Origin of the sequence: Variovorax sp. Root473, assembly GCF_001426505.1 — a bacterium.
Taxonomy (GTDB): Bacteria; Pseudomonadota; Gammaproteobacteria; order Burkholderiales; family Burkholderiaceae_C; genus Variovorax.
The window spans coordinates 1,490,158-1,509,115 of record NZ_LMEV01000017.1; the positions used below are offsets into that span (position 1 = coordinate 1,490,158).

Genomic DNA, 18,958 nt, shown 5'->3' on the forward strand with positions numbered 1-18,958 from the left:
GACATTCTTGCCCACCAACAAAACCCTTGCGTCTGTCGCACTGGGCTCAGCGCTGCTGGCCGCCTCGGTCCAGGCCGCCTGCCTGAGCGACACCCAGGTGGCCGACTTTGCCGCCGCGCAGGCCGCACGCACGCCGGCCGCCGACATCGAGAACCTCAGCGAAGCCGACGCCGCCTGCACGCGCGCCAAGCTCAACGTGCTGCATGCGCGCAACCTCGGGGACGTGATCGGCTACAAGGCGGGCCTCACCAACCCCGCGGTGCAAAAGCGCTTCAACTACGACCAGCCGGTGTGGGGCGTGCTTTACCAGCGCATGCTGCTGGACAGCGGCGCGGTGGTCGATGCGGCCTTCGGCGCGCGGCCGCTGTTCGAGGCCGACATGCTGGTGCGCGTGAAGAGCGCCGACATCCACAAGGCCAGGACGCCGGCCGAGGTGCTGGCCAACATCGACCAGCTGATTCCCTTCATCGAACTGCCCGACCTCGCGGTGCAGACGCCGCCGAAGCTCAACGGCCCGGGCGTGGCCGCCATCAACGTCGGTGCACGGCTGGGCGTGCGCGGGCTGCCGGTCGATGTGCCGACCACGGCCGACGGCCAGGCCTGGATGCTCGAAAGCCTGCGCGACATGCGCGTGGTCATGAAGGACGGGCAGGGCAAGGAACTGGCCACCGGCAAGGGCTCGGACATCCTCGAGCATCCGCTCAATGCCGTGGTGTGGCTGGCCGGCGCGCTGGCCAAGGAAGGCATCGTGCTGAAGCCGGGCGACCTGATCAGCCTGGGCTCGTTCTCGCCGCTGCTGCCGCCCAAGGCCGGGCAGACGGTGGTGGTGAGCTACGAAGGGCTGTCGCGCATGCAACCGGTGGTGGTGTCTTTCAAGTGAACGCCCCCACGATAACGAACCACCGCCTCACGCAGCCCGCACTCACCGCGAAGATGGCCGGCGTGGTCGAGCGCATGGGGCGCGCGGGCCATCCGCCGCTGGACCAGCTCACGCCCGACGAAGCCAAGGCTTCGTATGAAAAGGGCGCGGGCGTGCTTGAGGTGCCCAAGCCCGCGCTGGCGCGCATCGAAGACTTCCACATCGCCGCGCGCGACGGCCACGCCATTCCGGCGCGGCTGTATGCGCCGTCGGCCGACGTGCTGCCAGTGCTCGTGTACTTTCACGGCGGCGGCTTCACGGTCGGCAACATCCGCACGCACGACACGCTGTGCCGCGTGCTCAGCCTCAAGAGCGGCTGCGCGGTGGTGTCGGTCGACTACCGGCTCGCGCCCGCGCACAAGTTTCCGACCGCGTCGAACGATGCCTGGGACGCCTTCCAGTTCATCGCCACGCAGGGCGCGAGCCTGGGCCTGAACGGCACGCGCCTGGCGGTGGGCGGCGACAGCGCAGGCGGCACGCTGGCGGCCGTGTGCGCCATCCTGGCGCGCGATGCGGGCCTGCCGGTGGCGTTGCAGCTGCTCATCTACCCCGGCATGGCCGCGCACCAGGACACCGACTCGCACCGGCGCCACGTCGACGGCCCGCTGCTGACCAAGGCCATGATCGACTTCTTCTTCGGCCAGTACGTGAACACGCCCGCCGACCGCGACGACTGGCGCTTTGCACCTTTGCTGGCCGATGACGTCGACGGCGTGGCGCCAGCCTGGATCGGGCTGGCCGAGGCCGATCCGGTGGTAGACGAAGGCATCGCCTACGCCGACAAGCTGCGCGCCGCAGGCGTGGCGGTCGACCTGGAAATCTACCGTGGCGTGATCCACGAATTCATCAAGATGGGCCGCGCGATTCCCGAAGCGCTGCAGGCGCAGAACGACGCGGCCCGCGCACTGAAAGAGGCATTGAACCCATGAGCGACCACAGCAACGACACCCCCGTGCGCGAGGACTTCCGCTTCTTCCACCGCCTGCGCGTGCGCTGGGCCGAGGTCGACATGCAGAAGATCGTCTTCAACGCGCATTACCTGATGTACTTCGACACCGCCATCGCCGACTACTGGCGGGCGATGGCGTTGCCTTACGAAGAGGCCATGCTGGAACTGGGCGGCGACCTGTACGTGCGCAAGGCGACCGTCGACTTCCGCGCCTCGGCCCGCATGGACGACGTGATCGACGTGGGCATGAAGTGCGCGCGCATCGGCAATTCGTCGATCGTGTTCCAGGGTGGGCTGTTCCGCCAGGACCAGTTTTTGGTCGGCTGCGAGCTTGTCTATGTGTTTGCCGACCCGGCCACGCAGACCTCGAAGCCGGTGCCCTCGGCGTTGCGCGAAACGCTGATGGCTTTCGAGGCCGGCGAGCCGATGCGCACCGTCGAGACCGGCGACTGGGCGGCCCTCGGCGAAGGCGCGGGCGCGCTGCGCCGCGCCGTGTTCATCGAGGAACAGAACATTCCCAAGGAGCTGGAGTGGGACGCGCATGACGCCGTCGTGCTGCATGCGGTGGCGCGCAACCGCATCGGCCAGGTCATCGGCACGGGCCGGCTGCTGCCCGCGGAAGACGGCGTGTCGCACATCGGCCGCATGGCGGTGCACCGCACCTTGCGCAGCGGCGGCCACGGCGCGGCCGTGGTGCAGGCGCTCGAAGACGCGGCCCGCGCGCGCGGCGACCGCGTAGTGGCGCTCAACGCGCAGCGCAGTGCCGAGCGCTTCTATGCGCGGCTGGGCTACGCGGTGCACGGCCAGCCTTTCGAGGAAGCCGGCATTCCGCACATCGAGATGCGGCGCGCGCTGCGCTGAGCGCCGCAACCTGGGGTCAGTAGCGGGCCGGCGGGTCCGGCACGTAGCCGGGGTCCGAGCCCGGGAACGGCGACGGACCCGACGGACCCGACGGGCGCGGCCAGCGCTGCGGCATCGGAATGACACCCGCGGCGACCAGGTTCTCGCGGCTGTCGTAGCGGATGCGGATCACTTCGTCGGGCTGCGAGCTGGCGCGCTCGAAGGTCGTCTTGCCGACGTACGAGGTTTCGCGCCGTCCGTGCGCCGTGCCCAGGCTCGGGCTGGGCGCCGACTGGCGGGCCATGGCACCGGCGGACGACTCGGCGGCCATGTCGGCACTGCCGGCGGGCGGCGCCGCCTTGGCGCGCGCATCGGCCATCGAGGACGGTGTCTCGCTGCGCCGTTCGCGGTTGCTGTACTCGTCGCGCGACGGATACGGCGTCACGACCGGCGGCGGCGGTTCCGGCCGACGCTCCCGGAACATCGCGACGCCGATCACGCCCACGTCGTCGGGGCGGCCCGTGCGGCTCGCGTACGAGTTGCCGGCGGCGGCGAACTCGAAGGCCGCGATCTGCGAATCGCTCTTGCGCCAGCCCGTGATGTCGCTGCGCTCGCGTGGGCCGAACACGTAGCCGTTCTGGCCGACGCCCGCGGTTTCACCGGTGACGACGTTGACGCCGTCCACCGACATCACGGCCATGACGCGTTCGCCCATCGCGTTGCGCGCCCGGATCGCATAGCGCGCGCCGGGTCGGCCGGCCACCCAGTACTCGCCACGGTGGCGGTAGACCGGCAACTCGGCGCCGTTCGTGCGGTCGACGATGCTGATGTGCATCAGGCCGCCGATGCGGCTGGCCGGCGGCGGCGCGTAGGGCCGCACGACCGGGCTTTCCGCCCCCGCCGACAGCGCGGTCAGGGCCAGGACGGTGGAAAGAAGAAGTCTGCGCTGCATCATGGTGGCTTCCTTGCCAGGAGTGGATCGATGCAGGCTTCTACGGCGCGGCCTCGCGAATGGGGTTAAGCGTCGCGCAAAAAAATGGCGCTGTCGTGAGACAGCGCCAAGCGCCCCCGGAAAGAAGACAGGGACGCAGGGGGAATCAGATGTCTTCGAGCAGCGGGTAGGGCAGCGGGTCGATCGACAGCGCCGGTCCGCCCGGCGCCCCCGCGTGCAGGCCGCCGGCCTCGAGCGCGGCGATCTGGATGGAGATGAGCGCCGACCAGCCGCCATCCGGCGCGGGCGCAGCCTGCGCCACGGTGCCCACGGGCTGTTCGGCGTCGTTGGCCGCGAACACCTCCTGGCCCGCGGCCAGCGGGGCGTCGGTCTGCGCGAGGTAGGTGCGGCGCTTGAGCGTGCCGCGGAACTGGCTGCGCGCCACGATTTCCTGACCGGGGTAGCAGCCTTTCTTGAAGTTCACGCCACCCACCGACTCGTAGTTGATCATCTGCGGCACGAAGGCCTCGATCACCGGCGTGGTCAGCGTGACGATGCCGCTGCGCACCTCGCTCCAGGGCCACAGGGCGGCATCGAGCGTCGGGCCCACGGGCGCCTTCTGGTCGGCAGGGGCGATCCACAGTGCGCGCGGCACGCCGTCGGCCGGGTACAGCGACACCACGCTGATGTCTTCGCCGATGGCGGTGCGGCGACCGGGCGGCAGGGCCGCGTCCAGGCCGTTGGCGGTCAGGGCGGTGCCGGCCACGCCGTGCAGCACGAACTGCTCGGTGGCGTCGGTGAGCTTGACCTTGGCGCGCAGCACATACATCGACAGGCGCTTGAGCGTGGCCGCCAGGATGTCGCGGCTGCACACCAGCAGGATGAGTTCAGGCTGCGGCCGGATGCCGATGAAGCTGGCGATCACGCGGCCCTTGGCCGTGCAGAGCGCCGCCAGGCGGGCCTCGGTGGCGCCGAGCAGAGAAAAATCCTGCGTCAGCTGGCCGTGCAGGAAGCTGGCGGCAGCGGGGCCTTCGGCGCGAATCACGCCGAGGTGGGGCAGGGTGCTCACCCCATTGAGAACGACTGTGGTCATCGCTGAATTATCATGGCCGTGCCTGTTCCTTCGGGGCGGCAGGGATTCCCCGTCGCAGCGATGGGGCCGGCCTTTCCCGCGGGCCTGTGTCCATCGTCTGGCGGGCCCTTTTTTCTTCTTCCGTCTTTTCCTCGGATTCGTGCGCAGCTTCTTCCTCACGCTCTTCCTGCTCGTGGCCCTGGCCGTTCTGGCGCTCGGCGGCGCCGGTCTCTGGTGGGTGCACCAGCCGCTCAAGTTGCCGACACCCAGCGTCGACCTGTCCGTGGAGCCCGGCACCACGCCGCGCGGCATCGCCCAGGCCGTGGCCGACGCGGGCGCCGATGTGCAGCCGCAACTGCTGTACTGGTGGTTCCGCATCTCGGGACAAGACCGCCAGATGCGCGCGGGCAGTTACGAACTGGAACGCGGCGTCACGCCCAAGCTGCTGCTCAACATCCTGGTGCGCGGGGAGGAAGCCACGCGCAGCGTGGTGCTGGTCGAAGGCTGGAACATCCGCCAGGTGCGCGCGGCGCTCGCCAAGGCTGAACAGCTCAAGCCGGAAAGCACGGGCATGACCGAAGACGCGCTGATGGCCGCGTTGGGCAAGCCCGGCCTGCACCCCGAAGGCCGCTTCTTCCCGGACACCTACACCTATTCGAAGGGCTCGACCGACATCGCGCTGCTGCAGCGCGCCATGCGGGCCATGGACAAGAAGCTCGAAGCCGCCTGGGCAGCGCGCGCGGCGGATCTGCCGCTCAAATCGGCCGATGAGGCGCTTATTTTGGCCAGCATTGTCGAAAAGGAGACAGGTAAGGCCAACGACCGCGCGGAGATCGCGGCCGTCTTCACCAACCGGCTGCGCGTCGGCATGCCCCTGCAGACCGACCCTACCGTGATCTACGGCCTGGGCACCGCTTTCGACGGCAACCTGCGCAAACGCGACCTGCAGACCGACACGCCCTGGAACACGTACACCCGCGGCGGCCTGCCGCCGACGCCTATCGCCATGCCCGGCAAGGCCGCACTGCTGGCGGCCGTGCAGCCAGCGCAGAGCAAGTCGCTGTACTTCGTTTCGCGCGGCGATGGCACGAGCCAGTTCAGCAACTCGCTCGACGACCACAACCGCGCGGTCAATCGCTACCAGCGAGGCGGTGGCAGCAGCAGTTCCCAACCCAAGGCGACCCAATGAGTTCGATCAGCAATGGCGGTCTGTTTCTGACGCTGGAAGGCATCGACGGCGCGGGCAAGTCGAGCCACCTCGACGCGCTGGAAGCCCGCTTCAAGGCGCAGGGCCGCACCGTGGTGCGCACGCGCGAACCCGGCGGCACGCCGCTGGCCGAGACGCTGCGCGCCCTGGTGCTCGAACAGCCGATGAACCCGCTGACCGAATCGCTGCTGGTGTTCGCGGCCCGCTGCGACCACATCGCGCAGGTGATCGAGCCGGCACTGGCGCGCGGCGAGGTCGTGCTGTGCGATCGCTTCACCGACGCCACCTTTGCCTACCAAGGCGCGGGACGCGGCTTCGACACGACTGTGCTCTCGACGCTCGAGCAGTGGGTGCAGGCGGGCCGAGCCGGCGTGCCGGCGTCGCAACTGCTGCAGCCGCAACTGACCGTGTGGTTCGACCTCGCCCCCGAGATCGCCGCCCAGCGCCTGGCCGGCGCGCGCGTGCCCGACAAGTTCGAGGCCCAGCCCGTCGAGTTCTTCCGCCGCGTGGCGCAGGGCTACGCTGACCGCGCCGCCGCTGATGCGTCGCGCTTCGTGCGCATCGATGCGAGCCAGGCCCGCGACCAGGTCTGGCAGCAGATCGACACCGCGCTGGTGGCGCGTGGCGTGCTGTCGCCGGTGCAGGGAGCGGCGCAATGAGCGAGCCGGTGAACACGCTGACCCCGTGGCTGCGCCAGCCCTTGGCCGAGCTGCTGCGCCAGCGCGGCCATGCCTGGCTGCTGCAAGGCCCGTCGGGCATCGGCCAGTACGAACTCGCGCTGGCGCTCGCCGCCGCCTGGCTGTGCGAACAGCCGGAGGAGGGCGGTGCCGCCTGCGGCCACTGCGCGAGCTGCCACGCCATCGAGGTCCGCACCCACGCCGACCTGTGCGTGCTGATGCCCGAAGTCGCGATGCAGGAACTCGGCTGGCCGCTCGACGAAAAGGCCCAGTCCGACATCGACGACAAGAAACGCAAGGCCAGCCGCGAGATCCGCGTCGAAGCCATGCGCGACGCGGTTGGCTTTGCGCAGCGCACGAGCGCGCGCGGCCGCGGCAAGGTCGTGCTCGTGTATCCGGCCGAGCGCATGAACACCATCACCGCCAACGCGCTGCTCAAGACGCTTGAGGAGCCCGTCGGCGACGTGCGCTTCGTGCTCGCCAGCGAAGCCGCGTGGCAGCTGCTGCCGACCATTCGCAGCCGCTGTCTCGGTTTCACGCTGCCGTGGCCCGCAACCGCCGAGGCCGAAGCCTGGCTGGTGGCACAAGATGTGCCGGCCGCCGATGCCGCGCAGCTGCTGCGTGCCGCGGGTGGACGGCCCAGCGATGCGCTGCGGCTGGCGCGCTCGGGCCAGTCGCCCAAGGCGTGGTCGCTGCTGCCCAAGGCCGTGTCGCGCGGCGACGTGGGCGCGCTGGCCGACCAGGCGCCGGCCCAGGCCGTCGTCTCGCTGCAGAAGCTCTGCCACGACCTGATGGCCGTGGGTCACGGTGCCGAACCCCGTTTCTTCGACGCGGCCGACCTGCCACCGGCCCCGCACAAGCTGGCGCTGGCGCGCTGGTCGAAATCGCTCGCCAGCGCGGCGCGAACCGCCGAACATCCGTTCAACGCCGGCCTCATGCTCGAAGCGCTTGTGAGCGAGGCGCGAAGCACCCTAAACTCTGCCGCTCGCCGCCCATGAACCAACCTGCCGCTCCCGCCGCCGCTTCGTCTGCCACGCCCGCCCGGCCGAGCGTCATCCAGCTCGCCATCAAGGAAAAGGGCGCGCTCTACGCGGCCTACATCCCGCTGTTTGCCGAAGGCGGCATCTTCATTCCGACCACGCGCGAGTACCGACTGGGGGACGACGTCTACGTGCTGCTCACGTTGCCCGAAGACCCGCAGCGATACCCGGTCGCCGGCAAGGTCGCCTGGATCACGCCGGCCCGCGCCGCCGGCAACCGGGCGCCGGGCGTCGGCGTGCGCTTTCCGTCAGATGAGAAATCGCGCCAGCTGAAGGCGCGCATCGAAGCCGCGCTCGGTGGTTCCATGGCCTCCGACCGCGCCACCCAGACCATCTGAGTTCTTTCTCCGCCGCCGTCCCTGTGACGCGGAACTCCGGACACGGCGCGATCTCCCACAGGCGCGCCGCACTTCATCCTTTCCGATGTTCACCGACTCCCACTGCCACCTGACCTTTCCCGAATTCGCCGACCAGATGCCGCAGATCCGCGCCGCCATGGCCGCCGCCAAGGTCGACCGGGCGCTGTGCATCTGCACCAAGCTCGAAGAGTTCGACGACGTGCAGGCCCTGGCCGCCCGCTACGACAACTTCTGGGCCAGCGTGGGCGTGCACCCCGACAACGAGGACATCGCGGAACCCACCGTGGAAGACCTGGTGCGCCTGTCAGCACGGCCGCGCGTCGTGGCCATCGGCGAGACCGGTCTGGACTACTACCAGATGGAAGAGCGCAAGGGCGGCCGCAGCATCGCCGACATGGAATGGCAGCGCGACCGCTTTCGCGTGCACATCCGTGCTGCACAGCAAACGCGCAAGCCGCTCATCATCCACACCCGCGAAGCATCGGCCGACACGCTGGCCATCCTCAAGGAGGAGGGCGAAGACGGCGCGGGCAGGGCGGCCGGCGGCGTGTTCCATTGCTTCACCGAAACCGCCGAGGTGGCTCGCGCCGCGCTCGACCTGGGTTTCTACATCTCCTTTTCGGGCATCCTGACCTTCAAGAAGGCGCAGGACCTGCGCGACGTGGCGGCTTTCGTGCCGCTGGACCGCATGCTGATCGAGACGGACAGCCCGTACCTCGCGCCCGTGCCGTACCGCGGCAAGACCAACAACCCGTCCTACGTGCCTTTCGTGGCACAACAGATCGCGCAGCTGCGACAAATGCCCGTGGAGGACATCGCCAAGGCGACAAGCGACAACTTCGAAGCTTTGTTCAGGGAAGTCAAATCATGAAAAACTACTTTAAGAAGTCGATATATCTTGTTGTCATGGCTGCATCTTTTGCAGCGCATGCCGGTTCGTTCGAAGACTTTTTCCGGGCCGTGCGCGGCGACAACGCCAGCGGCGTGCGCACCCTGCTGAATCGCGGCTTTGATCCCAATACGCGCGACGAGAACGGGCAGACCGGTTTGCTGCTTGCACTGCGCGAGCCATCGCCGAAGGTCATCCAGGTGCTGATGGAATCGCCGCAGCTCAACGTCGACCTGGCCAACGCCAAGGACGAGACGCCGCTGATGCTGGCGTCGATCAAGGGCCAGCAGGACCTGGTGGTGCAGCTGCTCAAGCGCGACGCCGCCGTCAACAAGACCGGCTGGGCGCCGCTGCATTACGCCGCCAGCAGCGGGCAACTGTCGATCATGAAGCTGTTGCTCGAGAACCACGCCTTCATCGACGCCCAGTCGCCCAACGGCACCACGCCGCTGATGATGGCCGCGATGTACGGATCGAACGACGCCGTGAAGCTGTTGCTGGCCGAAGGCGCGGATACGGCGATGAAGAACCAGCTTGGCATGACTGCGGTCGACTTTGCGGTGAAAGCGAATCGGGCGGAGTCTGCGGAGCTGATCAAGGCGGCTGGGGATGCGAAGGCGAATGCGGTGAAGGCCGTGCCGAAGGATGGGAAGTGGTGAGTGGCTAAGGGGGTTGATTGAGCCCGGAACGGCTCATCTTCGATTCACACAATGTGCATAAGCCTCAATTAGCAAAACACAATAACGCTTATGTCAACCGCAATTGCGTTGAAATGATGTAATTAAAGTAAGAATATCTGAATTGCAAAAGGCCCCGATCAGGGGCCTTTTTCTTTTTGAGCTTCCAGCTCGGCTTTTCGCTGCTCGTACTCCGCCCGTGACCTGGTCGACATGCGCAGCGCCTGGTCTTCCTGGTACAGCGCGAGCTTCTCGGCATAGGTAAGGGGAGGGCGCTCCCCGTGGAACACCCAGTTCGGCTGGTAGCTCTGATGATCTTCCATCCCTGCTTTGTACACGACCTGGAGCCCGCAGTCGCGGGCGTTCTTCTTCACGTTGGGTTTTAAAGCCGGGGCCCGTTAGATCGAAATCTGTGAGGCCGGCATGCCTCCGCCACAAGGGCTACGGCGTTTTGCTTTGCAGTAGCGCGAGCTCGAAGGCAGGGGCACGTTATTTCAACCAGGTCGAACTGGCGCCGTCCTGGTCGAGCTCCGATCGGAGCTCGTGCCTGGTCGAATTAATTCAGATCCATTTGCACCAGGTCGAGTTCGTCCTGGTCGTCCTGGTCGTCCTGGTCGTCCTGGTCGTCCTGGTCGTTCAGGTTGAATTATTTCTTCGCCACAGAAGCGACGGCTGCTAATTCGGCGCGCTTTTGCATATACGTCAGCACCTCGCGGTCATTGTCGGCCCAGGCCAGCCTGGCCAGGCGCTCGCGGTGCAGCTCCCCGTCATCACGCAGATGCTCCAGCGGTGCGCCAATGCCCACGGCCACGCGGGTCATGTCCTCGCAGAACAGCGCCTCCCTCGCAGTCGGCGTTCCAGCAGTGTCAAAGCACTGGCAACGATCACGGATCCGCGCACAGCCGCCAAACGCGGCAGGCTTGTCGCCAACCTGCCCGACTGGTGGCACGGCAGGGATGCTGGCCAGGGCTACAGCAGCCGTTTCGACCTTCTCTGCACCTACCCCCTTGGTTTCGACCTTCGCGGCCTCCACGGGCTTCGGATGAAACCGCTCCTGCATGCGGCCATAGACCGTGGGGCCGAGCACGCCGAGCATGACCAGGGCAAACAGGATGCCGAAGATCACCGTGGGCACGGACCGTTTCTGCTTCGTGTGCAGCGAACTCGACCGGTAGACCTCCTCGGCCTTCTTCGAGCGCCGCCACGGCTTCTTCGAGAACGAATTTTTGTAGAGCAGCGTGCGGCTCACGCCGTCCCATTCGTAGATGGTCGCGAAGCGCGAATTACCCAGCTTGCGAACGTGGAAATGCTGGCCCGCGAGCCGCACGATGGCGGCATTGATCAGCATCGGATGCTGCGTCAGCAAATGCATATCGATGCCGTAATGCCGATGCGTTTCCAGCTCGGTAATGCACTTCGGTTGCTCTTTGTTCGCGCCGGTCAGCGGCCACGGCTTTTGCACCTCATCGAACACGATCAGATCGCCCGGCTTCACCCACTCGTGCCAGCGCATCAGATCGTCGGCATCGATCTTCTCGTGCTCCAGCAACAGGCCGTTGATGTTCGTGAACAGCTTGCGCTTCACGGGCACCTTGTTGCCGTCCGCGTCGATGGCTTCCTCCATCCAATCTTTCGCGGCCAGCGGCAGCAGCACCTTCTCGATCACCCCCGATGTTTTGCCGGACCCGGGGAGGCCCGTCCATACGGTCAACATCAGCCGTTGCTCTTTCCGATGATCGAGGTTGCGTTTTGAATCGACCAGAGCGTCAGCTTCGTGGTGCACGCGCCGAAGATGATGCCGATGGCCTTGCCTATGCCCATGTACAGCGCGAAGTTGAGCGTGTCACCAGAGAGCGCGCCCATCTGCGCGACGATCTGCGCCTTGAGCTGCCCCACCACCGCTTCCATGCCGACGATAGTGATCACGCTGAATCCGAGCGTGACAAGAATCTTCCCGATGAGCGGCTGCATCATCGAGAGCAGCCATACGCCGAGTTTCATGTGCGCACCTCCTTGCCGGGCATCACGATCAGGAACGCGGCGAAGATCGCCAGGAGGATCACGAGGGCTCGCGCGGGCAGCGCATAGCCGCACAGCGTCGTCCAATCCACGAGCTTGTAGCTGTGGCCCAGCGTGCCACTCGACCACTGCTTGTCGCTGGGGCAACTACCGCCGCCGAAGACCGACTCCTCCGCGTAGGTGATGGTCTTCGTCTCACGCGGAATCTCACCAGACGGCGGCTCATCCAACTCTTGGCAACCGAGGCTGTTAGGCCGCTTCTCGCACTCGCTCTCTTTGTCGCCTTCTTCCTCTGTCGGCGTTGTCGTCGTGCTGGACGTGCTACGCACGCTGTTGTCGGTGTTGTAGGTGGTCGTGGTGGTGACGTTGCTGGTGTTGTTGATGGTGTTGCCAGCGGTCTGAAAGTTGTACGTGGTGCGCTCGACGGTGCGAGAGCCGTCCGGATTCGTCGTGCTCTTTTCCGGCCCTTGAATCTGCGACGGCCCCGTGACCGTTGGTTCGGGCAACGGGAAATCTGCGCCTCGCTCCAGCGATTCACCCCAGACGCGCCCGTCAGGAACGACATTGCGCATATACGGGGCAATGTCATCCATTGACGAGGGAATCCACTGCCCTGTATCCGCGACAGTGGTTCGAAAGACAGTAAACGTCACAGAAGTCCAGCCCCCGGGCGGAGGGCCTATGGTGCGCCGCTCAGCAGAACACACCCCCCCGGAAGACGACAGGTTCCGAAACTCATACGTTGCCGCCTGCTGCCCTATCACGTAGCCCTGCGCAGACTCACACGCAGAAGAAAACGACCAGTGCTGATAGGTGGCCTCATGCCCCGCCCGAAACTTTTCACAGGTGGAGCCGTTGCACCCGTCTGGTCGCTTCTCAAGCCCACCTGTCTCCGGATTGAGCCGCCCACCTGATCGCGTCATCCACTCGTACAGATAAGGCATTGCCACGGGCAACCCAAGGCAAGCCACAGTCGCCACGCCCCCAGTGGCGAACGTGCAACCAATCGCCGCAGCAGCACCGAGAGCAGGCAACACCCAACTGCTTTTTGGCTGCTGATAACCCGCTTGAAATGGGTATTTCTGACCAGCGATATAAACCGAACCGCTCTGACCGAGTTGCATGGTCGTGCCGCTCACGCCCGGGGGCACGCCATAGTTTCCGGCCTGCGTCCACCCGCCCATATTGGGCGATACGGGAATCGTGCTGCCCCCACTGTTCGTACCTGATCCCAGCGTGGTACTACGCCCGTTGCTGCTTTGACTCAGCCGCCCGATGTTGTTCTTGTTGACCGCGTGCGCGTTCAGCCAAACGCAACCCAGAGCAGCAGCAAGCAGCCACCCGCGAACATGAATTCGATTGAAGAAGGCATAGCCGCCCTTAATGGTCATGAGGGGTTGCCTCAAAGAATTTCAGGAACTGCCGTGCGCAAAACACGACGATGGCAGCACCGAGAAGAAGACCGAAGACCAAGCCGATATCAGCGAGGTTGTCGGTGGAAGGTGGAGCGGGCGCAAGCTCGACCGTGATCGAGCAAGCAGCGCCGCACTCGATGGTTTGTGATGCCATTGCCCGCTCCGGGTCCGCTTACAGCCAGCCCATCTTTTGGCCGAGCTTGCGCACCGCGTAGATCGCGATACCTGCACCGATGACAAGGCCGATAGCCGAAAGCGTGTCGTCCTTGTATGCCTCGATGGCCTCGGCAGCGCCAGCAGGCAGTGCGGCCATGGCCGAGGTGCCAACCGCGAAAACAGCGGCTGCGACAGCAGCGCGCAGAGCGTGGATCTTGTTCAATTGAAACTCCTTCGTCGTGGTGGTCCTGAGACATTCAGGATTGCACCGGAAGACACTCAGCCGCGGCTAAGTGCTATCCGCTGGAATCACTTGATCGCGGGAACCATGCTGTGGTCGCGATGGCGTGCACGCGCAATGCGTTCACGGCGTGCTGCACGCTCGCCAGCTACCCAAATGAGGGCGCACAGGCCCACACCGAGCAGCAGGCCTGCGAGGAGCATTGCGAGGCCTGCCTGGATCACGCCTGCACCGGTGCCTTGAGAGGCTGTGCGCCGGGGCCAACTGCCTTGATCGGGCGGAGGCTCAACACAAACAGTTCGCTCTTGCTCTTGGTCGCCAGCTCCTCGAGCTCGATCTCGCATTCGAGCGGGAACGGGTTGTGCGCGATAGCGGTGATGACCTCGGGCGTGACGCACTTGCGCTCCACGGTCTTGAAGCCCTTGCCGCCGCTGTCTTCGTTCATGGCCGCGTCCATGAAGATGACCTTGGTGAAGACGTCCTTGCCGTCGATGTTGTAAGTGGCGTTCTGGAAGCCGCGCACGACCTCAGTGACTTTGAATTTCATTGCTGGTAGCTCCTGACTTGGGCATGAACGTCTGCCCATTCGACGCCGGCCACCACGCCGGAAGGTTTGAGCCTGCGTGGAAGACCGACAACGGTCATGCTCTCCACGAGGTCGGTGTTGGTGGCCCCCGCCGTGGTCGTTGCGTGATGCAACGCCTTGCCGTAGCAACGGCGGAGGTGATAGAGGAGGTGACCAAGGTTGGTCAGCGTCTCGGTCTGTGTGGTCGGAATGGCCTCTGCAGCGGCTTCGATCAGAGAGGCGAGGGCAGGGTAGGCACCTGCGAAGAAGCGGTCACAGTCAGTGAGCGTGTCAAACGGAATCACACGGTCCCGGTTGCCCAGCTGGACCTCGAAGCGCACCCAGTCGCTCGACAGATCGCCCAGCTGCTTGCCCTTCTCGTAGACCCGCAGCATCTTGCCGTTCGCGGCCTTGCCGACGTACAGCGTGCGGCCGTGCACCTGTTCGAGCCAATCGCCGGCAACGCTCGTGCTCGGCTTGCGGCCATTGCTGGTGAACTCGCCAGCATCGACCATGTCGACGGCGTCGTCGACGGTGTGCGCACCGTCAAGAAAATCGACAGCCAGATCGACGCGGGTGATCTTGGCTCGGAAACCTTCGAGCAGCTCACGCACGTTGGCCCAGTCTTCGACCATGCCGCAGCCCTTGCCGGTCAGCTGGAGCATCCACCGTCCACGCTGTGCGTTACCGCCCTTGGCGATCGCACCGACCTCGACCATCACGCCGCCCAGGTAGACCGAGAGCTTCCAACGCTCAGTGAACCCGAACAAGCCGCCATCGAGCTTGGCCGTCGTGGGACGGTTGCCGAAGCAGCAACCGAGAAAGGCCACGAGGCCTTCGACGCTCATTGCAGGCTCATCAAACGTGGCATTCAACCAGTCCACCTTCGCCCTGGGTGCCCCGACGTTCGTTTCGGGACTTTCCCCCCGTGTTACAGCACGGGGGGCAGGGGACGCGCTGCGCGCTTCGGCGCGTCGCAAGCTAGCGCCTTCGCGCGCAGCGCCCCAGCCTCGCAGCATCCCGCTGCCGGACTGTCCCTGCCTCATGAACGGCGCCCTTGCTGCGAAGCGTAGAAGCGCTGTGCGAAGTCGCGGAACGAAAACTCTTCGGAAACGGACTTGGGCGGTGACAGCTTGGTGCGACCAATGGCGCCCTTCAGGTCGAGCTGGAGCTGCTCGGGCTGCTTCTTCGTCTTCCTGGTCGTTCGCGCCATAATCACCTACTCCGGTTACGTAACCACTTTTCGTTAGGTGGCGAACATAACTGAAACAGGTTGCAACCACAAGAGGTTACACATGAATCATCTCGATGAATTGAATCTACTCATCGATAAGGCGTCGGCGATTGCTGGAAGCGATGCCAAGCTGGCTCGCACCATCGGCGTGCCTCCGCAGCACGTCAGCAACTGGCGTCATGGCCACAAGACCGCCACGCCAGCAGATCAGGCCCTGATGGCTCACGTGGCAGGGCTCGACCCTGTGCAGGTACTGGCGCGAGCAACGGTCGCGCAGTACGAAGGCAAGCCGAAGGGAGACGCGCTCATGAAGGCGCTGGGAAAAGCTTCGCTAGTGACTGGCGCGGTCCTAGGTTCCGCTGGAGCACTGGCACAGCAGATTTTTTCGACGGTCCCGGGTCATGACCTGATCACAGCTGCAATCCTTTGGATTCAACACAATGTGCATTATGTAAAATGAATTGCACGAGTCCGGACCCTTTGCAGCTGTGAGCCAGAGAGCCCGGCAGTCCTCGACCTCAACCAAATCCCCTTCCGGCTTCGCCCAGCCCTTCATTTCAGGCCTGAGCGAAGCCTCCCTGAATCGAATCAGCTCGGCGCAGCGCCCTCCGGCAGCTTCGCAATCACCTTGATCTCGAACTGAAAGCCGTACAGCCACGTCACGCCGATACCGGTCAGCGTCGGGTGCGGCGCGTCGCCCCAGTACTCGGGCACGATCTTCCAGATCGTTTCGAAGTTCGATTCCGGATCGACGACGAACACCGTCGCATCGACCACGTCGTCGAAGGTGCAGCCCGCGGCTTTCAGGATGGCATTCAGGTTGCCGAATGCGCGCCGCACCTGCGCTTCCAGCTCGGGTTCCGGTGAACCGTCTTCGCGGCTGCCGACCTGTCCCGACACGAACAGAAAGCCGTTGGAGCGAACCGCCGGCGAATACCGGTTGCGTTCATAGAGCGCCTGCCGCCCGGGTGGAAAGATGACGTCGCGTGCGGCCATGGTTGCTTTCTTCCTGCAGTGATGAGTGATGACGATGCAGGGACTTTAGAAAGCCACTCGCCATCGATCAACGGGCAGAGCCAACAATCACTGTTTGCAGATCCCAAACAATCCCGGCATGCGCCGCGCAGGAGCCCTCCCATGGACCGTTTCGATGCAATGCAGGCCTTCACCCGCGTGGTCGAGGCCGGCAGCTTCACCAAGGCGGCCGACACGCTGCACATGAGCAAGACCAGCGTGACGCAGCTGGTGCAGCAGCTCGAGGCCCGGCTGCGGGTGAAGCTGCTCAACCGCACCACGCGCAAGGTGAACGTCACCGCCGATGGCGCCGCGTACTACGAACGCGCGGTGCGGCTGCTGGCCGATCTGGACGACGCCGAGACCAGCCTGTCGAGCGCCTCCGCCCTGCCCCGCGGCCGCCTGCGCGTCGACGTGCCCAGCCCGCTGGCCCGCATGATCCTCGTGCCCGCGCTGCCGGCCTTTCATGCGCGTTATCCCGACATCCAGCTCGACATGGGCGTGAGCGACCGCATGGTCGATGTGATCGGCGAGAACGTCGATTGCGTCGTGCGCGGCGGCGAGCTCACCGACCCGTCGCTCATGGCGCGCCGCGTGGGCGATCTGCAGCTCGGGGTCTACGCGGCGCCGGGGTATCTGCAGCTGGCCGGCACGCCCGCGCACCCGCGCGAGCTGGAAGATACGCACCACCGCATCGTCGGCTTCCTGTGGTCACGCAATGGCAAGACCTTTCCGTACGCCATGCGCCGGGGCGATGAACGCATCGACGTGCAGGGCCGCTACGTGCTCTCGGTGGACGACGGCAATGCCTACCTCGCGGCCGGTCTGGCGGGCCTGGGCATCCTCTGGCTGCCGGACTACATGGCCGCGCCGCACCGGGCGGGCGGCGAACTGGTGCCGTTGTTCGAAGACTGGCAGCTCGATGCAATGCCACTCTACGTGGCGTTCGCGCCAAACCGACACGTGAGCGCCAAGCTGCGTGCGTTCATCGAGTGGATCGCCGGGTTGATGGCGCAGCATGCGCCGGTCATGGCGCGCCCCGGGGCGCCTTCCCCCTGAACCGCCCTGCTCTGCCGAAGCACTTTCAGCCGGCGACCTTGCTCCAGGCCTCGTACAAGTCTTCGTCGGCCTCGTCGCGCACGGGCATCGAATGCAGCTTCATCTCGCGCTGTTCCGGCGCCCGTGCGATCTCGAGGTAGCCACGTTCGGCCGACAGGTCGAAGGGTTCACCGTCCTCGTTCGAGTAGGCGTAGAAAACTTCCTTCACGCCCGCCAGGTACATCGCCGTCAGGCACATCGAGCACGGGTAGCCGCTGGCGTACACGGTGCAGCCCGACAGGTCGGTGCTCTTCAGCGCCTTCGCGGCGGCGCGCACGGCCTGCATCTCGGCGTGGGCAGAGGGATCGCACAGGGCGTCCACTTCGTTGACGGCGGTGGCAATGACCTTGCCGTCGCGCGCAATCACGGCGCCGAAGGGCCAGGTCTTTCGCTCGCGGATGTTGCCCATGGCAAGGCGGATGGAATCGAGCAGGTACGCGCCTGCGTTCGGGTCATGGGATGTGGTCATTCAGAAAGCTCCCGCGGTCAGCTGCCGCGATAGGTGGAAAAAAACCAGGGCGCGCACAGCATCGGCACGTGGTAATGCTGCGTGGCGTCGGCAATGGCAAAGCGCACGGGCACCACGTCCGACAGCGCATCGGCCGCCTTGAAATGGTCGCCGACATGAAACTGCAGTTCGAACTGCCCGGTGCGTGCCGAGGCCGCGGGCAGCATGGGCGCGTCGGTGCGGCCGTCGGCGTTGGTGCGCGTGCTGTTCAGGCGCGTCGCCGGCGCGGTAGCCCTCTCCGATGAGCAGCGGCTCGTCGGAGCGTCCGTTGCCGTTCATGGTCACGGTGCGCAGCAGCTTGAAGCCGTCGCCCTCGCGCACCGAGAAATCGATGCGCAGGCCGGTTGCCGCGGCGCCGTGGAAGGTGTCGAGCGCGTGCACCGTCAGGCGCGGGCTCACGCCGTGAAGCACGATCGGCCCGCTGGCCTGGGCCGGGCCGGCGGGTGCGGCCGTTTGTGCAACAGCGCCGTGGGGTGCCAGGGCTGCGGCACCAAGCGCCAGGCCCGACAGCGCGAAGCGGCGGCGTGCCGCAAGGGAAATCACGTTCTCAGGCATGGAGCGCTCCTTGCGGCACCGACGCACCGAGCAGCGTGTCGATGCGCCCGCGGGTGATCAGGCCGATCTGCGCCAGCGCCGCGCGGCGCTCGGCCTCGGTGGACCCGGCGGCGCGGCTGCGCATCGCCTCGAAGATCTGGCCCTTGGTGCTGCGCCGCACCGCGATGATGAAAGGAAAGCCGTGCCGTTCGCGGTACACACGGTTCAGCCGCTGGATCTCGGCCATCTCTTCGCCGCTCAGTGCGTTCAGGCCTGCACTGCCCTGCTCGCCGACCGACTCGGCGGTCATCGTGCCGGCCTGTGCTTCGCGGCCCGCCAGCTCGGGGTGACCGCACAGGAAGGCGAGTTGCTGCGCGTCGGGCGCACGACGCACCACGTCGAGCATGGCTTCGTGCAAGGCGTCGATGCTGGCAAAAGGCCGCAGCGACCAGGCCGCGCGGGCAACCCAGGGCGAATTCTCGAAAGTCGGCCCGAGCGCGACGACGAACGCGTCGCAATCCATGGCGTTGAGCGCCTGGAGGTCCAGGCGATAGGCGTGGGAAGGCATGGAGAGCATCTCCTTGTAGTCAGACTGACGGACAGAGGGGTGGGAA

Annotated in this window: 26 protein-coding genes and 1 pseudogene; 12 read left to right on the forward strand and 15 right to left on the reverse strand. The window is 65.9% G+C overall.

Annotated features, from left to right (window positions below):
• The first annotated feature begins 7 nt into the window (after positions 1-7).
• Genes ASD34_RS20330 through ASD34_RS20340 form a run of 3 tightly spaced genes read left to right on the forward strand, consistent with a single transcriptional unit; the run spans position 8 to position 2,729 of the window.
• Positions 8-880, forward strand: coding sequence for a 2-keto-4-pentenoate hydratase (locus tag ASD34_RS20330; RefSeq protein ID WP_056580990.1), 873 nt, complete (start codon positions 8-10; stop codon positions 878-880).
• Between the two features lie 53 nt (positions 881-933).
• Positions 934-1,848 (forward strand): alpha/beta hydrolase, encoded by a 915-nt coding sequence (locus ASD34_RS20335; RefSeq protein WP_056580994.1) that lies wholly within the window; start codon positions 934-936, stop codon positions 1,846-1,848.
• The gene (locus ASD34_RS20340; protein WP_056580995.1) at positions 1,845-2,729 is read left to right on the forward strand and encodes a YbgC/FadM family acyl-CoA thioesterase; all 885 of its coding nucleotides are present in this window, start codon (positions 1,845-1,847) and stop codon (positions 2,727-2,729) included. Before ASD34_RS20335 ends, ASD34_RS20340 begins: the two co-directional genes overlap by 4 nt.
• Positions 2,730-2,745: 16 nt before the next feature.
• Here ASD34_RS20340 and ASD34_RS20345 read toward each other — a convergent pair whose 3' ends face one another.
• The gene (locus ASD34_RS20345; protein ID WP_056582574.1) at positions 2,746-3,660 is read right to left on the reverse strand and encodes a hypothetical protein; all 915 of its coding nucleotides are present in this window, start codon (positions 3,658-3,660) and stop codon (positions 2,746-2,748) included.
• A gap of 145 nt (positions 3,661-3,805) precedes the next feature.
• Complete coding sequence (locus ASD34_RS20350) at positions 3,806-4,732, reverse strand: YgfZ/GcvT domain-containing protein (RefSeq protein WP_056580998.1); 927 nt, start codon at positions 4,730-4,732, stop codon at positions 3,806-3,808.
• A 139-nt stretch (positions 4,733-4,871) separates the two neighbouring features.
• On the opposite strand from ASD34_RS20350, the gene mltG reads away from it, so the two are divergent.
• The 6 genes from mltG to ASD34_RS20380 all read left to right on the forward strand — a co-directional run bounded on the left by mltG (position 4,872) and on the right by ASD34_RS20380 (position 9,542).
• The gene (gene mltG / locus ASD34_RS20355) at positions 4,872-5,900 is read left to right on the forward strand and encodes an endolytic transglycosylase MltG (RefSeq protein ID WP_056581001.1); all 1,029 of its coding nucleotides are present in this window, start codon (positions 4,872-4,874) and stop codon (positions 5,898-5,900) included.
• 5 nt (positions 5,901-5,905) lie between these two features.
• Positions 5,906-6,577, forward strand: a complete 672-nt coding sequence (gene tmk / locus ASD34_RS20360) for a dTMP kinase (RefSeq protein ID WP_056582576.1) — start codon at positions 5,906-5,908, stop codon at positions 6,575-6,577.
• The gene (locus ASD34_RS20365; protein ID WP_056581004.1) at positions 6,574-7,593 is read left to right on the forward strand and encodes a DNA polymerase; all 1,020 of its coding nucleotides are present in this window, start codon (positions 6,574-6,576) and stop codon (positions 7,591-7,593) included. Before tmk ends, ASD34_RS20365 begins: the two co-directional genes overlap by 4 nt.
• The gene (locus ASD34_RS20370; protein WP_056581007.1) at positions 7,590-7,973 is read left to right on the forward strand and encodes a PilZ domain-containing protein; all 384 of its coding nucleotides are present in this window, start codon (positions 7,590-7,592) and stop codon (positions 7,971-7,973) included. Before ASD34_RS20365 ends, ASD34_RS20370 begins: the two co-directional genes overlap by 4 nt.
• 85 nt (positions 7,974-8,058) lie before the next feature.
• Entirely contained in the window at positions 8,059-8,865 is an 807-nt protein-coding gene (locus tag ASD34_RS20375; RefSeq protein WP_056581010.1) for a TatD family hydrolase, read from the forward strand.
• The gene (locus ASD34_RS20380; RefSeq protein ID WP_056581013.1) at positions 8,862-9,542 is read left to right on the forward strand and encodes an ankyrin repeat domain-containing protein; all 681 of its coding nucleotides are present in this window, start codon (positions 8,862-8,864) and stop codon (positions 9,540-9,542) included. The genes ASD34_RS20375 and ASD34_RS20380 overlap by 4 nt, the downstream gene beginning before the upstream one ends.
• A gap of 158 nt (positions 9,543-9,700) precedes the next feature.
• Here the strand turns inward: ASD34_RS20380 and ASD34_RS20385 are convergent, their stop codons facing one another.
• From ASD34_RS20385 to ASD34_RS27615, 9 genes are all read right to left on the reverse strand, one after another.
• Positions 9,701-9,934 (reverse strand): hypothetical protein, encoded by a 234-nt coding sequence (locus tag ASD34_RS20385; protein WP_157609718.1) that lies wholly within the window; start codon positions 9,932-9,934, stop codon positions 9,701-9,703.
• A 272-nt stretch (positions 9,935-10,206) separates the two neighbouring features.
• Positions 10,207-11,274: a zonular occludens toxin domain-containing protein gene (locus ASD34_RS20390; protein ID WP_082548860.1), complete on the reverse strand. Its 1,068-nt coding sequence runs from the start codon at positions 11,272-11,274 to the stop codon at positions 10,207-10,209.
• Positions 11,274-11,561: a DUF2523 domain-containing protein gene (locus ASD34_RS20395; protein WP_056581023.1), complete on the reverse strand. Its 288-nt coding sequence runs from the start codon at positions 11,559-11,561 to the stop codon at positions 11,274-11,276. Before ASD34_RS20395 ends, ASD34_RS20390 begins: the two co-directional genes overlap by 1 nt.
• A complete protein-coding gene (locus ASD34_RS27605; protein ID WP_157609719.1) occupies positions 11,558-12,970 on the reverse strand; it encodes a virulence factor TspB C-terminal domain-related protein in 1,413 nt (470 codons plus the stop codon). Before ASD34_RS27605 ends, ASD34_RS20395 begins: the two co-directional genes overlap by 4 nt.
• Entirely contained in the window at positions 12,960-13,148 is a 189-nt protein-coding gene (locus ASD34_RS27610) for a hypothetical protein (protein ID WP_157609720.1), read from the reverse strand. The genes ASD34_RS27605 and ASD34_RS27610 overlap by 11 nt, the downstream gene beginning before the upstream one ends.
• An 18-nt stretch (positions 13,149-13,166) precedes the next feature.
• Positions 13,167-13,373 (reverse strand): hypothetical protein, encoded by a 207-nt coding sequence (locus ASD34_RS20405; RefSeq protein ID WP_056581029.1) that lies wholly within the window; start codon positions 13,371-13,373, stop codon positions 13,167-13,169.
• A 238-nt stretch (positions 13,374-13,611) separates the two neighbouring features.
• Entirely contained in the window at positions 13,612-13,938 is a 327-nt protein-coding gene (locus tag ASD34_RS20410) for a hypothetical protein (RefSeq protein ID WP_056581034.1), read from the reverse strand.
• The gene (locus ASD34_RS20415) at positions 13,935-14,804 is read right to left on the reverse strand and encodes a replication initiation factor domain-containing protein (protein ID WP_056581037.1); all 870 of its coding nucleotides are present in this window, start codon (positions 14,802-14,804) and stop codon (positions 13,935-13,937) included. Before ASD34_RS20415 ends, ASD34_RS20410 begins: the two co-directional genes overlap by 4 nt.
• A 194-nt stretch (positions 14,805-14,998) precedes the next feature.
• Entirely contained in the window at positions 14,999-15,169 is a 171-nt protein-coding gene (locus ASD34_RS27615; protein ID WP_157609721.1) for a hypothetical protein, read from the reverse strand.
• Between the two features lie 82 nt (positions 15,170-15,251).
• Here ASD34_RS27615 and ASD34_RS27620 point away from each other — a divergent pair, with 82 nt between their 5' ends.
• Entirely contained in the window at positions 15,252-15,650 is a 399-nt protein-coding gene (locus tag ASD34_RS27620; RefSeq protein ID WP_157609722.1) for a YdaS family helix-turn-helix protein, read from the forward strand.
• A 128-nt stretch (positions 15,651-15,778) separates the two neighbouring features.
• Here ASD34_RS27620 and ASD34_RS20420 read toward each other — a convergent pair whose 3' ends face one another.
• On the reverse strand, positions 15,779-16,186 hold the full coding sequence (locus tag ASD34_RS20420; RefSeq protein WP_056581041.1) for a RidA family protein: 408 nt from the start codon (positions 16,184-16,186) through the stop codon (positions 15,779-15,781).
• Between the two features lie 141 nt (positions 16,187-16,327).
• On the opposite strand from ASD34_RS20420, the gene ASD34_RS20425 reads away from it, so the two are divergent.
• Positions 16,328-17,263: a LysR family transcriptional regulator gene (locus tag ASD34_RS20425; RefSeq protein WP_056581045.1), complete on the forward strand. Its 936-nt coding sequence runs from the start codon at positions 16,328-16,330 to the stop codon at positions 17,261-17,263.
• Positions 17,264-17,288: 25 nt separating this feature from the next.
• Here ASD34_RS20425 and ASD34_RS20430 read toward each other — a convergent pair whose 3' ends face one another.
• The gene (locus ASD34_RS20430) at positions 17,289-17,771 is read right to left on the reverse strand and encodes a nucleoside deaminase (protein WP_056581048.1); all 483 of its coding nucleotides are present in this window, start codon (positions 17,769-17,771) and stop codon (positions 17,289-17,291) included.
• Positions 17,772-17,788: 17 nt separating this feature from the next.
• Positions 17,789-18,043, reverse strand: a pseudogene (locus ASD34_RS20435) (hydroxyisourate hydrolase); the annotation flags it as partial.
• An 8-nt stretch (positions 18,044-18,051) separates the two neighbouring features.
• Here ASD34_RS20435 and ASD34_RS27625 point away from each other — a divergent pair.
• Positions 18,052-18,216, forward strand: a complete 165-nt coding sequence (locus ASD34_RS27625) for a hypothetical protein (RefSeq protein WP_157609723.1) — start codon at positions 18,052-18,054, stop codon at positions 18,214-18,216.
• A gap of 141 nt (positions 18,217-18,357) precedes the next feature.
• Here ASD34_RS27625 and uraD read toward each other — a convergent pair whose 3' ends face one another.
• A complete protein-coding gene (uraD, locus tag ASD34_RS20440) occupies positions 18,358-18,912 on the reverse strand; it encodes a 2-oxo-4-hydroxy-4-carboxy-5-ureidoimidazoline decarboxylase (protein WP_056581051.1) in 555 nt (184 codons plus the stop codon).
• Positions 18,913-18,958 lie beyond the last annotated feature (46 nt).

What these genes read in the sequence shown, in the direction of transcription:
- ASD34_RS20335 (WP_056580994.1), top strand. Translation starts at nt 934, where the DNA reads ATGGCCGGCGTGGTCGAGCGCATGGGGCGCGCGGGCCATCCGCCGCTG.
- ASD34_RS20340 (WP_056580995.1), top strand. Translation starts at nt 1,845, where the DNA reads ATGAGCGACCACAGCAACGACACCCCCGTGCGCGAGGACTTCCGCTTC.
- ASD34_RS20345 (WP_056582574.1), bottom strand. Translation starts at nt 3,660, where the DNA reads ATGCAGCGCAGACTTCTTCTTTCCACCGTCCTGGCCCTGACCGCGCTG.
- ASD34_RS20350 (WP_056580998.1), bottom strand. Translation starts at nt 4,732, where the DNA reads ATGACCACAGTCGTTCTCAATGGGGTGAGCACCCTGCCCCACCTCGGC.
- ASD34_RS20365 (WP_056581004.1), top strand. Translation starts at nt 6,574, where the DNA reads ATGAGCGAGCCGGTGAACACGCTGACCCCGTGGCTGCGCCAGCCCTTG.
- ASD34_RS20370 (WP_056581007.1), top strand. Translation starts at nt 7,590, where the DNA reads ATGAACCAACCTGCCGCTCCCGCCGCCGCTTCGTCTGCCACGCCCGCC.
- ASD34_RS20375 (WP_056581010.1), top strand. Translation starts at nt 8,059, where the DNA reads ATGTTCACCGACTCCCACTGCCACCTGACCTTTCCCGAATTCGCCGAC.
- ASD34_RS20380 (WP_056581013.1), top strand. Translation starts at nt 8,862, where the DNA reads ATGAAAAACTACTTTAAGAAGTCGATATATCTTGTTGTCATGGCTGCA.
- ASD34_RS20390 (WP_082548860.1), bottom strand. Translation starts at nt 11,274, where the DNA reads ATGTTGACCGTATGGACGGGCCTCCCCGGGTCCGGCAAAACATCGGGG.
- ASD34_RS20395 (WP_056581023.1), bottom strand. Translation starts at nt 11,561, where the DNA reads ATGAAACTCGGCGTATGGCTGCTCTCGATGATGCAGCCGCTCATCGGG.
- ASD34_RS27605 (WP_157609719.1), bottom strand. Translation starts at nt 12,970, where the DNA reads ATGACCATTAAGGGCGGCTATGCCTTCTTCAATCGAATTCATGTTCGC.
- ASD34_RS27610 (WP_157609720.1), bottom strand. Translation starts at nt 13,148, where the DNA reads ATGGCATCACAAACCATCGAGTGCGGCGCTGCTTGCTCGATCACGGTC.
- ASD34_RS20410 (WP_056581034.1), bottom strand. Translation starts at nt 13,938, where the DNA reads ATGAAATTCAAAGTCACTGAGGTCGTGCGCGGCTTCCAGAACGCCACT.
- ASD34_RS20415 (WP_056581037.1), bottom strand. Translation starts at nt 14,804, where the DNA reads ATGAGCGTCGAAGGCCTCGTGGCCTTTCTCGGTTGCTGCTTCGGCAAC.
- ASD34_RS27615 (WP_157609721.1), bottom strand. Translation starts at nt 15,169, where the DNA reads ATGGCGCGAACGACCAGGAAGACGAAGAAGCAGCCCGAGCAGCTCCAG.
- ASD34_RS27620 (WP_157609722.1), top strand. Translation starts at nt 15,252, where the DNA reads ATGAATCATCTCGATGAATTGAATCTACTCATCGATAAGGCGTCGGCG.
- ASD34_RS20420 (WP_056581041.1), bottom strand. Translation starts at nt 16,186, where the DNA reads ATGGCCGCACGCGACGTCATCTTTCCACCCGGGCGGCAGGCGCTCTAT.
- ASD34_RS20425 (WP_056581045.1), top strand. Translation starts at nt 16,328, where the DNA reads ATGGACCGTTTCGATGCAATGCAGGCCTTCACCCGCGTGGTCGAGGCC.
- ASD34_RS20430 (WP_056581048.1), bottom strand. Translation starts at nt 17,771, where the DNA reads ATGACCACATCCCATGACCCGAACGCAGGCGCGTACCTGCTCGATTCC.
- ASD34_RS27625 (WP_157609723.1), top strand. Translation starts at nt 18,052, where the DNA reads ATGAGCAGCGGCTCGTCGGAGCGTCCGTTGCCGTTCATGGTCACGGTG.
- uraD (WP_056581051.1), bottom strand. Translation starts at nt 18,912, where the DNA reads ATGCCTTCCCACGCCTATCGCCTGGACCTCCAGGCGCTCAACGCCATG.